Raw genomic sequence first — 11025 nt, 5'->3', positions numbered from 1 at the left:
CGCGGTGTTGCAGACCGGCAGGACCAGGGCTGCCCCCTTGCCGTCCTTGGGGCAGACGGCACCGAAGATGTAGGTCGAGGCGTAGCGCTGGTCCTGCGGCGCCGAGGGCCTCGTTCCGCGCCGTGCCCAGCGGCGGGTGATGCCGTTCTTCTGGCCGATGCGGGCTTCGTCGGCGAACCAGATCTCTATCGCGTCGGGGCCGAGGCCCCGCTCGTGCGCGATGCCTGCCAGCGTGGCAGGGAAGTTTTTTTGAACGCCTCGACGGCGCCTTCGGCCTGGGCGTGATGCTTGGGCCGGGCCGAGAGCTTGCGGTAGCCCATGGCGCGCAGGGTCCGGCTCAGCGTCTGTAGCGACACCGAGACGCAGAACTCCTCCCACAGCCATTGGCCGAGATCGCTGAGCCGCCAGCGCACCACCCCGTGGATCGCCGGGATGGGGCCCTGGTCGATCCGTGCCGCCAAGGCCTTGCGGTGTTCGGCGGTCAGCCGCGGCCTGGGGCCGGGCGCCTTGCGGTCGAGCAATCCTGCCGGCCCCTCGGCGTTGAAGCGCAGCACCCAGTCGCGCACGATCTGCAAGGTCACGTTGCCAAGCCGCGCCGCCTCCGAGCGCGTGCCGCCATCATAGATCGCGGCGAGGGCCAGCAGACGACGCGCCTGGCCGGCGTCCTTGCTGCGTCGCGCAAGGCGGCGAAGCTCCGCCGCCGTGAAGTCGGAACGCAGGGGAATCGCACGCGCCATGGTGAGCCTCCGATGCTCACCAGCGTGAATCACATCACCCCCGCGTCGGGGAATCCCCCTCGTGAGTCACCGTCCACACGAGGTGGTATGATCTATCCCGCGAGCGCGCGCAGCTCCGCGAGCAGGGCCACCGGGTAGCGGATGCCTTCGGCGCGCTGGCGGGCGCGGATCGCGAGCCGCCGGTCACCGGGCAGGCGCACGCCGGGCTCGGCCAGCATCCGCCCGGTGATCGCGGCGACGCGGGCCGAGACCGCCTCTTCATCCGCGCCGACCGCGCCAGGCCGGATCGCGAGGAAGAGCTGGCCGATGCGCGGCGGCCCGCCCTTGTCGTCGAAGAAGCTCGAGGCCTCGAACCCCGCATGGCTCGCGGTCAGGGCCGCGGTCAGGAGCTCGACCATCAGCACGAGCGCCGCCCCCTTGGCGCCGCCGATCGGCAGCATCGCGCCGGCGAGTGCTGCCCTGGCGTCGGTGGTCGGCCGGCCGGCGGCGTCGGTCGCCCAGCCCTCGGGGATCGGCTCGCCCTTCTGCGCGGCAACCATGATCCGTCCGCGCGCCACCATCGAGAGCGAGAGGTCGATCACCAGCGGATCGCGACCCGTCATCGGGCAGGCGAAGGCGATCGGATTGGTGCCGAACAGGGGCGTGCCGCTGCCGGCGGGAGCGATGCCCGCGGGGCTGTTGGTGAAGGCGATCGCGAAGGCGCCTGCCGTGCGCGCGAGATCCTCGACGAACAGGCCGAGCGCGCCGGCATGGTGGCTGTTGCGCACTCCTGCGGCGATCACGCCGCGCTGCGGCAACAGCGAAGCGGCCCAGGCGAGCGCGGCCGCGATCGCCGGATAGGCGAGCCCGTCCGCGGCATCGACCGCCACGGTTGCCTCCGCGGGCCGCGTGACGGACGGCACGGCATCGCCCTTCACCTTGCCGGCGCGGAGCTGCGCCACGTAGGCGGGCACGCGCGAGAGGCCGTGGCTCGCGATCCCGTCGAGATCCGCACGCGCAAGCGCCTCGGCCGTATGGTGCGCGGCCTCTGCGCGTGCGCCGGCGGCACGCAGCGCGGAGGCGGCCAGTGCCCGGGCCACGCCGAAGGAAAGCGTCTCGGTACTCATGCGGTCCGTTCGAGTTCGGCGGCGACACGCTCGGCGATCAGGGCCGAGACACGCCGGTTGCTCTCCTGCGTGACGCCGGCGATGTGGGGCGTGAGGAGCAGGTTCGGCACGCCGGCGAAGCGTTCCGGATCCCCCGGCGGTTCGTCCTCGAACACGTCGAGCGCCGCACCGCCGATCCGGCCCCCGCGCAGCGCGGCGACCAGCGCCGCCTCGTCGACGATGCCGCCGCGCGCGGTGTTGATCAGTATCGCGTCGGGCCGCATCGCGGCGATCCGGCGCGCGTCGATCAGTCGGCGGGTCGTGTCGGTCAACGGCACGTGCAGCGAGACGATGTCGGCCGCGCCGATCAGCGCATCGAGCGCCATCGGCTCGACGCCCTGGCGCCGCATCTCGTGTTCGCCGATTATCGGGTCGTACGCGGCCACCCGCATCCCCAGCGCCCTGGCGCGCGGCACGATCCGGCGCGCGATGTCGCCGAAGCCGACCAGGCCGAGCAGCCGCCCCTGCGCTTCGCGGCCGGTGAGCGCCGTGCGCGGCCATTCGCCGGCGGCGATGCGCGCGGTCGCGCCGAAGGCGCCGCGCAGCAGGATCAGGAGTGCGGCGATCACGTATTCCGCCACCGCATCGGCATTGGCGCCCGTTGCCGGGATCACGCGGATGCCGCGCTCAGCGCAGGCGGTGACGTCGATGTTGTCGAGCCCGACGCCGAGCCGGCCGACCACGCTGAGCCGTGGCGCCGCCTCGAGCAGCGCACCGCGCACCTGGGTGCGGTTGCGCACGATCAGCGCCGGCGCATCGGCGAGGGCCACGGCCAGGCGTGGCGGATCGTCCGCCAGCGTCACGTCGTAGAGCACCTCGAAGCGCGCGGCGAGCACGGCAACGGCGTCCTCGTCCATGAACTCGGAGACGACGATGCGGGTGCGGTTCATGCGGCTGCCTCGCGCAGCAGCGTCTGGCCGGGCGTGAGGATCTCGAAGCGTACGGGCTCGCTGGTGATCGCGAGCGTCTCCCCCACCTGGCGTACCACCGTGTAGCGGCTGGCGGCGAGGTCGCCGGTCGCGGGGAAGTCCTCGCGCCAATGCGCGCCGCGGCTGTCGGTGCGCGCCATCGCCGCCGCCGCGATCGCGCGGCTGACCAGCACAAGGTTCTCGAGGTTCAAACGGTCCTGCCAGGTGAGGTTGTAGCGGCGGTCGCCGTCCGGCACGCCGCAGGCCTCGATCTCCGCCGCAAGAGCGTCGAGTGCGGCGATCCCGCGCGTGAGCCCGGCGGCATCGCGCAGGATACCGACATCCTCCCACATGACGTCGAGCAGGCGCCGGCGCAGGCCGGGAAGGTCGCCGGGCGGGCGGGCGAGCGGGGAGAGTGTCGCATCGACTGCCGCCTGCACGACGGCGCGGTCGGGTGGCGCGAGCGCGCCGTGCCGCGGCACCCAGGCGGCCATCGACTCCCCGGCGATGCCGCCGAACACGGTGGAGTTGGCGACCCCGTTGCCGCCCAGCCGGTTCGCGCCGTGCACGCCGCCCGTGTCTTCGCCTGCGGCGAACAGTCCGGGCAGTTCGGTGGTGCAGTCGGCCTCGAACACCACCCCGCCCATCATGTAGTGCGCGGTCGGAATGACCGGAACGCGCCCGCCGGCGAGATCGAAGCCGCAATCGGCGCAGCGCTCCACCATGCCCTTGAACTGGCGCCGGACATTCTCGGGGCCGAGATGGCCCATCGCGATCCACACGCCGCCTTCGGGCGTCGCGCGGCCCTTGCGGACCACGTCCATGATCGCCCGGCTGACCAGGTCGCGCGTCGCCCGCTCGCCCTTCGGGTCGTAGTCGAGCATGAAGCGCCGTCCCGCGCCGTCGAGCAGATGGCCGCCGGCGCCGCGCAAGCCTTCCTCGATCACCGTGCCGCTCATGCGCGTATCCTCGCCGGCGAGCAGGCCGGTGGGATGGAACTGCACCATCTCCATGTCGCGCAGCGGCAGCCCCGCCCGCAGGGCCATCGCCAGCCCGTCGCAGGACTTGTCGCCCGAGGGCGTGTGGTAGCGGTACATGGTCGGCCCGCCGCCAGTGGCGAGCAGCACCGCCCTGGCCTGGACGAAGCGGAACGTGCCCTCGCGCATGTCGAGCAGCAGCACGCCGGAGAGGCGCGTCCCGTCCGCCGCAGGGATCAGCGCCAGCGCGCGATGGTCCTCGAGCCGGCGCACGTCGCGCGCCAGCACCTGTTCGGAGAGGCGGTTGATGATCTCGATCCCCGTCAGGTCACCCTTGTGCACGGTGCGGTCGAAGGTCTGGCCGGCGAAGGCCTTCTGGTGAATCGTGCCGTCGGGGTTGCGGTCGAAGAAGCAGCCGATCTCGTTCTCGAGCTCGCGGATGCGCCTCGGCGCGGTCTCGCACAGGATCCAGGCGAGGTCCTGGCGGTTGATCCACTTGCCGCCCTCGATCGTGTCCATGAAGTGGCGCTCGACCGAATCCCCCGGCGCGAGCGCGACGTTGTAGCCGCCCTGCACCATGCGCGTGCAGCCGCATTTGCCGAGCAGCCCCTTCACCGCGATGGTGACGTCGAGCTCGGGGTTCGCGCGCTTCGCGTGCAGCGCGGCGAACAGTCCCGCGCCGCCTGCGCCGAGGATCAAGATGTCGGTGCGGAGCGTGTCGATGCCGCGTTCGACCATCGGTTCAGTCCGTCGCCCCGAGGACCGCGAGGGCAGCGGCGCGGCGATCGGCGACACGCTCGCCCACTGTCGCGTAGAGGCTGCCGCCGTGGCTGTCCATCGCCACCAGCAGCGGCCCGAAGCCCCTGACGCGGAACTTCCACAGGCTCTCGGGGTTGAGGTCGTCGAGATCGACATCCTCGATCGCCGCGATCCAGGTGGTCTCGAGCGCGGCGGCGCCGCCGACCACCGCGAGATAGGCGCCGCCGTAGCGCCGGAACGCCTCGGCCGAGGCGGGACCGAGGCCGCCCTTGCCGATGATCAGCCGCACGCCGTGGTCGCGCATCAGCGGTTCGGTGAAGCGCTCCATGCGCATCGAGGTGGTGGTGCCGACGCAGAGGGGCGCGTAGCCGACCGGCGCATCGGGCGAGGGCGCGACGCGCTTCACGTTCGGTGCCGTATGGACAACGGCATGGCCGCGCAGGTCGAGGCGGACGTTGCGGCCCTTGTCGAACATCGCGATCTGGGTCGCGTCGCGGATGCCGAACAGCCAGTCCTCGAGCGTGACGGTGTCGCCGACGCGCAAGCGCCGCACCGCCGCCTCGTCGCAGGGCATGTGCAGGACGTGGTGCGTCATGGCTCAGAACCCGAACGCGACGCCGCCCGGCGTGATGGTCGCGCGCGCGCGCCGTGCCGAGTGGCACTGGATGTTCACCGCGACCGGGTTCATGGTGATGTGCGTTGCCGCGGTCTCGACATGGACGGCGAAGGCGGTGGAATCGCCGCCCAGACCCTGCGGCCCGATGCCCAGCATGTTCACGGCTGCGGAGAGCTCGGCCTCGAGCTTTGCGCCCTCCGGATCGGTGCAGACGGAGCCGAGCGCCCGAGTCGCGGCGATCTTGGCGAGATGCATGCAGAGATCGGAGGTCCCGCCGACCCCGACCCCGACGATGGTGGGCGGGCAGACCTTGCCGCCCGCCTCGATCACGCGGTCGATCACGAAGCGCTTCACCGCCGCCACCCCGTCGGCCGGCACCAGCATGCGCAGGAACGAGCCGTTCTCGCTGCCCGAACCCTTGGGGATCATCTCGATCTCTACCGTCTCGGGGCGGTCGTCGAAGTCGAAGTGCAGCACCGGCACGCGGATGCCGCAGGAGGTGTGCTCGTTCTTCCGCGTGATCGGATGCACGACCGAGGAGCGCAGCGGGTGCTCGCGCGTCGCGCGCTCGCAGCCGCGCCGGATCGCCTCCTTGAGCGCGGTCCCGTCGAAGGCGACGTCGCGGCCGATCGTGATGTTGTAGATCGGGATCCCGGTGTCCTGGCAGAGCAGGTTGTCGTCGCGCTCGGCGACCGCGATGTTCTCGACCATCGTGGCGAGCAGGCTGCGGCCCGTGGGATCGGTCTCGGCGCGCTGCAGCCGCATGAAGCCGTCCTTGATGTCGTCGGGCAGCAGCTTCAGCGCGCGGATGTAGAGGAGCTTGGCGATCTCCTCGATCTCGGCGAGGTCGAGTTGCATCCTGTCCTCCGTCAGATCAGCAGGGCGATGCCGGACGCGGCGATCATCGCCGCGAGCAGGCGCCGGAACTGCCGCTCGTTCAGGTGTCCGTAGAGACGATAGCCCAACCAGCCGCCGAGGAGCAGGGCCGGCAGCGTGATCGCGAGCAGGAGCGCGCTGGTGCGGTCGAAGGCGAGCCCGCCCACCAGCACCAGGGTGGCGATGTGCATCGCCAGGATGAAGGGCTGGTAGACGCCGCGCGCGAGTTCCTTCGGCCAGCCGCGCAGCTGCGCCCAGATTGTCGTCGGTACGCCGGAATAGCCACCGAGGCCGCTCATCACGCCGCCGACCAGGCCGACCGCGGCATCGGCGCGCCGCCCGCCGGCGGTGACGCGCGGCAGCGAGGGAGCGAGCAGCGCGTAGCCGCCATAGGCGGCCATCAGCCCGCCGAGCATGCGGCGCATCAGTGCGGTATCGACGACGGTCAGCAGGGCGACGCCGACCGGCACGCCGATCAGTCCGCCGATCAGGAAGGGCGCGAGCCGCGCGCGGTCGATCGTCGCGCGCATCCGCCAGACGAGGATCGTATGGAGAAGTCCGCCCGAGGCGACGACCAGCAGCGCGGAGCGCACGGGGTCCATCACGTGCAGCCAGATCGCCGAGGCCGTCATGGCGAAGGCGAAGCCGGCCGCGCCGGCCGAGATGGCGCCGATGAAGGCGCCGAGCGAGACCAGCGCGATCGTGCCGGCCGAGAGCGTCAGCATCACGCGGTCAGGTTCAGCGCGAACAGCAGCGCGACCGCGATGCCGATGCCGAAGCAGGCCGCGACGACCGTGCGCGTGCGGCTCTCGGGTCGCGGCAGGAACTCGACATGCAGCACGCGCAGGCCGAGAGCGAGATGCAGCGCCAGCGCCAGTACGAGCCCGGTCTCGGCGAGCTTGACCAGCGGGCTCGCGGTCAGATCGAGAAAACGGTCGAGCGCGTCCGCCCCCCCGAGCGCGGTGCCGAGGGCGAGGAAGTGCAGCGGCAGGAAGATCGCGAGCGCCAGCCCCGAGAGCCGATGCAGCAGGGCGGCCCACCAACCGGCGTGGTTGCGGTGCGCGCGCATCATGCGGCGTAGACCGCCCAGGCCGCGCGCAGCCCGAGCAGCAGGAGCAGGGCGGCGAACAGCGCCATCGCGACGTCGCAGGATCGGCCGCGCCAGCCTGCCCATTCGCGCAGGATCGCGCGCAGCCCGATCGGCGCGTGGATGGCGGCCGCGACGACGAACAGGAGATAGAAGGCGAGCCAGGCGAGATTGCCGGCGGTGCGGCCGAGGATCTCGCCGGCGGTGAGCCCGCCGCGCACGGCGAGCAGGATGGTGGCGAGATGCACCAGCACCGCGACCGCCAGCACCGCGGCCGAGGCGCGTTGCAGCAGGAACAGGCGCGCCGCGCTCACCTCATGCCTCGCCGCGCAGGGCGGCGCGCAGCACCGCCCGCTTCAGCCCGGCGATCGAGGCGGTGGGCGAGAGCGCCTTCGGGCAGTGCTGCGTGCAGGAGCCGTGGCTGTGGCAGGCATGACAGCCGGCATCGCTCGCGACGGCGGCGAGGCGTGCAACCTGACCGCCGTCGCGCACGTCGTTCACGAGCGTCCAGGAGCGGTTCAGCGCCGCCGGGCCGAGATAGCCGGGCTGCCACGCCACCACGTCGCAGGCGGAATAGCAGACGCCGCAGCCGATGCACTCGACGGCGGCATCGGCGGCGGCGCGGGCAGGAGAGGCAGGGGGGACGACGGCGAAATCGGCGCCGAGATCGGCGCGCGGCGTGAACACGCCCTCGGCCTTCACCCACTTGGCGAAGAACGGCGCCATGTCCACCACCAGATCCTTCACCACCGGCAGGTTGCGCAGCGGCTCGAGCGTCAGCCGCCCGTCGCGCGCGGCCGTCTCGACGCGCGTGCGGCAGGTCCAGCGTGGCCTGCCGTTCACCGTCATCGCGCATGAGCCGCACATGCCGACCCGGCAGGCGAAGCGGTAGGCGAGCGTCGGGTCGGCCTCGCGCTGGATCCAGGTGACCACGTCCAGCACGGTCTGCGCGGGAAGGCGCGGCACCTCGAAGCGGTCGAAGCGCGCACCGCTGGTGCCGCGATGCACCGAGACCGAGAGCGTGTCGCTCATCGCTGCATGCCCCAGCGGTTCACCGTGCGCGCCTCGATCGCGCGGAAGATCACGCTCTCGACGGTCAGCCCGATCAGGATCACGACCAGCAGTCCGCCGAACACGGTTGCGGTCTCGAGCTGCGCGCGCGCCTCGAAGATGTGCCAGCCGAGCCCGCCCTGGCGTGCGGACGCGCCGAACACGAGCTCGGCCGCGATCAGCGTGCGCCAGGCGAAGGCCCAGCCGATCTTCAGCCCGGCGAGGATCGCCGGGAAGGCGGCCGGGATCAGCAGCAGCGCGACGTAGCGGATCCCGTTCAGTCCCACGTTGCGCCCGGCCATGCGCAGCGTCTCCGGCACCGCGCGGAAGCCGGTATGCGTATTGAGCGCCACCGCCCAGAGCACCGAATGGATGATCACGAACACGAGTGATGGCACGCCGAGGCCGAACCAGATCAGTGCGAGCGGCAGCAGCGCGATCGCCGGCAGAGGGTTGAACATCGCGGTCAGCGTCGCGAGCAGGTCGGTGCCGATCCGGCTGGACACCGCCAGCGTGGTGAACACCGCGGCGATCGCGAGCCCTGCCGCATAGCCCAGCACCAGCACGTTCAGCGAGGTGAGGGTGCGTCGGATCAGGATGCCGCTCTCGAGGTCGCGCGCCATCGCCTCGAGTGTCTCCGTCAGAGACGGGAACAGCAGCGGATTGGCGAGCAGCCGCGCATAGACCTCCCAGACCAGCGCGAGCAGGACAAGCAGCACCGCGCGGCGCACGGCGGTGCTGTTCCAGGCCCGCTCCCACAGCGGCAGCGGCCGTTCGACCGCGCCCTGGTTCGAGAAGTCCTCGGGAGCGCGCTCGAACTCCGGCCGCGCGGAGAGGTCGATCGCGGTCACTCCGCCGTCCCCCGGTCCTCGAACAGCAGGCGATGGATACGCTTGGAGAGCGCGCCGAAGGCGGCCTGGTCGACGTTGCCGTGATGGAACGCCTCGGCGTTCAACTCGGCGCACACCCGTCCCGGATGGGGCGACAGCACCAGGATCCGGCTGCCGACCAGGATCGCCTCCTCGATCGAGTGGGTAACGAACAGCATGGTGAAGCGGAGCTGATCCCACAGACCGAGCAGCTCCTCCTGCATCCTGCGGCGCGTCAACGCGTCGAGCGCGGCGAAGGGCTCGTCCATCAGGAGGATATCGGGCTCCATCGCCATCGCGCGCGCGATCGCCACGCGCATCTTCATCCCGCCCGAGAGCATGTGCGGATAGACGTCGGCGAACTTCGCCAGTCCGACCCGTGCGATCACGTCCTGCGCGCGCTCCATCGCCTCGCGGCCGCGGAAACGGCCCGTGGCGCGCATCGGGAACAGCACGTTGCCGAGCACCGTCTTCCAGGGCAGGAGCTGCTCGAACTCCTGGAACACCATCATCCGGTCGGGCCCAGGTTGCACGATCGGCCGCCCGTTGATGGTCAGTCGTCCCTCGACCGGCGGCAGGAAACCGCCGACCGCCTTGAGCAGCGAGGACTTCCCGCAGCCCGAGGGCCCGAGCAGGATGAAGCGGTCGGACGGCAGCACGTCGAAATCGACGCGCCAGGTGGCGGTGACGATGTGCTGCGGCGTGCGGTACTGCAAGGTGACGCCGCGCGCCGAGACCAGGGGAGCGGGCATTGCCTGCGCGCCCGCCGCGCCCCGTGCCGCTGCGGCGATCGCGCCGGCCTCCATCCGCTCAGGAGCCCGGCAGGTGGGCGATGTCCTCGACATAGACATCCTGCCACCGCTCCGGCATGGCGCGGATGCCGCCGTTGCGGTGCATGAACTCCGCGAAGGCCATGATCTTCTGCGGCGTGGTCGTCCACCGGTTCTCGGGGTCGCGGATGATCTTCACGACCTCGTCCTTGGCCAGGCGCGAACGCTGATCCGCGATCCAGAGTTCCGCCATGCCCTCGGGGTCGTCCTTGATCATGCCCATGGCGCGATCGAGCGCGGCGATGAAGGCGGCCATGATCTGCGGGTTGCGCGAACGGTATCGGCCCATGGCCCAGACGCTGTTGAAGGTGTGCGGACCGCCCAACACGTCATAGCTGTTCAGCACGCGGCGCACGCGCGGATCGGCAAGCTGCTGATACTGGAATGGCGCCGAGCTGAAATGCGCGGTGATCTCGCTCTGCCCGGACAGCATCGCCGCCATCCCGTCCGGGTGCGACATCGACACGGTGAGATGGTCGAGCCTGGTGTGGTTGCCTGGCCCGAACGCCTTCTCGGCCGCCATCTGCAGGATCACCGCCTGGATCGACACCTTCACCGCCGGCAGCGCGATCCGGTCCTTCTCGGTGAAGTCGGCGATCGTCTTCACGTTCGGGTTGATCGTATTGAGGTAGAGGGGCATCGAGTTCAGTGATGCCACGCCCTTCACGTCGAGGTTGCCGCGCGTGCGTCCCCAGATCGTCAGCAGGGGACCCACGCCGCCCGAGGCGAAGTCGAGATTGTCGCTGATCAGCGCCTCGTTCATCGCCGTGCCGGAGGCGAAGCGTACCCAGGCGGTGGTCACCTCGACGCCGCGCGCCTTGGCCTCCGCCTCGAGCAGCTTGCGCACCTTCATGATGCTGAGGGGCAGGTAGCCGATGCCGAACTGCTCGGCGAGCCGTACCTCGCGCGGCTGCGCGCGCAGAGCCGGAACGGCGAGGCCGGTGGCGGCTGCACCACCGAGTCCGGCGATCAGTGTCCTTCTGCGCATCCGAGTATCCTCCCGTTCGTGGTGCGGGGATCTTCGTCCCCCTTGTTGGAGCGTCGGGGGGGGCGCTCCGGCGCCCCCCCCCCCCCCAAGGCGCGCTGGTTGAGGGGCGGCAGCGAGTACTAGCGGTGGTTTAGCGCCACGGCGCAGGTGAAGGGGGCGGTGCAGAACCCGGGCGGAAGCTCG

At 71.1% G+C, this 11025-nt stretch carries 12 protein-coding genes and 1 pseudogene; all 13 read right to left on the bottom strand.

Going from position 1 to position 11025, the window contains the following annotated elements:
* Positions 1-737, bottom strand: a pseudogene (locus FK498_RS13720) (IS630 family transposase); the annotation flags it as partial.
* A 92-nt stretch (positions 738-829) separates the two neighbouring features.
* Positions 830-1843 (bottom strand): Ldh family oxidoreductase, encoded by a 1014-nt coding sequence (locus tag FK498_RS13715; protein ID WP_141855464.1) that lies wholly within the window; start codon positions 1841-1843, stop codon positions 830-832.
* Positions 1840-2772, bottom strand: coding sequence for a hydroxyacid dehydrogenase (locus FK498_RS13710; RefSeq protein WP_141855462.1), 933 nt, complete (start codon positions 2770-2772; stop codon positions 1840-1842). Before FK498_RS13710 ends, FK498_RS13715 begins: the two co-directional genes overlap by 4 nt.
* Complete coding sequence (locus FK498_RS13705) at positions 2769-4505, bottom strand: L-aspartate oxidase (RefSeq protein WP_141855460.1); 1737 nt, start codon at positions 4503-4505, stop codon at positions 2769-2771. The genes FK498_RS13710 and FK498_RS13705 overlap by 4 nt, the downstream gene beginning before the upstream one ends.
* A gap of 4 nt (positions 4506-4509) precedes the next feature.
* The gene (locus FK498_RS13700; protein WP_141855457.1) at positions 4510-5121 is read right to left on the bottom strand and encodes a fumarate hydratase C-terminal domain-containing protein; all 612 of its coding nucleotides are present in this window, start codon (positions 5119-5121) and stop codon (positions 4510-4512) included.
* Between the two features lie 3 nt (positions 5122-5124).
* Entirely contained in the window at positions 5125-6000 is an 876-nt protein-coding gene (locus tag FK498_RS13695; RefSeq protein ID WP_141855455.1) for a fumarate hydratase, read from the bottom strand.
* A gap of 11 nt (positions 6001-6011) precedes the next feature.
* Positions 6012-6743 (bottom strand): sulfite exporter TauE/SafE family protein, encoded by a 732-nt coding sequence (locus FK498_RS13690; RefSeq protein ID WP_141855453.1) that lies wholly within the window; start codon positions 6741-6743, stop codon positions 6012-6014.
* The gene (locus FK498_RS13685; RefSeq protein ID WP_237560946.1) at positions 6743-7090 is read right to left on the bottom strand and encodes a succinate dehydrogenase; all 348 of its coding nucleotides are present in this window, start codon (positions 7088-7090) and stop codon (positions 6743-6745) included. The genes FK498_RS13690 and FK498_RS13685 overlap by 1 nt, the downstream gene beginning before the upstream one ends.
* Positions 7087-7419, bottom strand: a complete 333-nt coding sequence (locus tag FK498_RS13680; RefSeq protein ID WP_141855451.1) for a succinate dehydrogenase — start codon at positions 7417-7419, stop codon at positions 7087-7089. The genes FK498_RS13685 and FK498_RS13680 overlap by 4 nt, the downstream gene beginning before the upstream one ends.
* 1 nt (position 7420) lies before the next feature.
* Positions 7421-8137: a succinate dehydrogenase/fumarate reductase iron-sulfur subunit gene (locus tag FK498_RS13675; RefSeq protein WP_141855449.1), complete on the bottom strand. Its 717-nt coding sequence runs from the start codon at positions 8135-8137 to the stop codon at positions 7421-7423.
* Positions 8134-9006, bottom strand: a complete 873-nt coding sequence (locus FK498_RS13670) for an ABC transporter permease (RefSeq protein WP_202614856.1) — start codon at positions 9004-9006, stop codon at positions 8134-8136. The genes FK498_RS13675 and FK498_RS13670 overlap by 4 nt, the downstream gene beginning before the upstream one ends.
* A complete protein-coding gene (locus FK498_RS13665; protein ID WP_237560945.1) occupies positions 9003-9776 on the bottom strand; it encodes an ABC transporter ATP-binding protein in 774 nt (257 codons plus the stop codon). The genes FK498_RS13670 and FK498_RS13665 overlap by 4 nt, the downstream gene beginning before the upstream one ends.
* A gap of 58 nt (positions 9777-9834) precedes the next feature.
* Complete coding sequence (locus FK498_RS13660) at positions 9835-10842, bottom strand: ABC transporter substrate-binding protein (protein WP_141855445.1); 1008 nt, start codon at positions 10840-10842, stop codon at positions 9835-9837.
* Between the last annotated feature and the right edge of the window lie 183 nt (positions 10843-11025).

Source organism: Elioraea sp. Yellowstone, from assembly GCF_006704265.1.
Classification (GTDB): Bacteria; Pseudomonadota; Alphaproteobacteria; order Acetobacterales; family Acetobacteraceae; genus Elioraea.
This window is presented reverse-complemented; position numbering and strand designations above follow the sequence as displayed.

What these genes read in the sequence shown, in the direction of transcription:
- FK498_RS13715 (WP_141855464.1), bottom strand. Translation starts at nt 1,843, where the DNA reads ATGAGTACCGAGACGCTTTCCTTCGGCGTGGCCCGGGCACTGGCCGCC.
- FK498_RS13710 (WP_141855462.1), bottom strand. Translation starts at nt 2,772, where the DNA reads ATGAACCGCACCCGCATCGTCGTCTCCGAGTTCATGGACGAGGACGCC.
- FK498_RS13705 (WP_141855460.1), bottom strand. Translation starts at nt 4,505, where the DNA reads ATGGTCGAACGCGGCATCGACACGCTCCGCACCGACATCTTGATCCTC.
- FK498_RS13700 (WP_141855457.1), bottom strand. Translation starts at nt 5,121, where the DNA reads ATGACGCACCACGTCCTGCACATGCCCTGCGACGAGGCGGCGGTGCGG.
- FK498_RS13695 (WP_141855455.1), bottom strand. Translation starts at nt 6,000, where the DNA reads ATGCAACTCGACCTCGCCGAGATCGAGGAGATCGCCAAGCTCCTCTAC.
- FK498_RS13690 (WP_141855453.1), bottom strand. Translation starts at nt 6,743, where the DNA reads ATGCTGACGCTCTCGGCCGGCACGATCGCGCTGGTCTCGCTCGGCGCC.
- FK498_RS13685 (WP_237560946.1), bottom strand. Translation starts at nt 7,090, where the DNA reads ATGATGCGCGCGCACCGCAACCACGCCGGTTGGTGGGCCGCCCTGCTG.
- FK498_RS13675 (WP_141855449.1), bottom strand. Translation starts at nt 8,137, where the DNA reads ATGAGCGACACGCTCTCGGTCTCGGTGCATCGCGGCACCAGCGGTGCG.
- FK498_RS13665 (WP_237560945.1), bottom strand. Translation starts at nt 9,776, where the DNA reads ATGCCCGCTCCCCTGGTCTCGGCGCGCGGCGTCACCTTGCAGTACCGC.
- FK498_RS13660 (WP_141855445.1), bottom strand. Translation starts at nt 10,842, where the DNA reads ATGCGCAGAAGGACACTGATCGCCGGACTCGGTGGTGCAGCCGCCACC.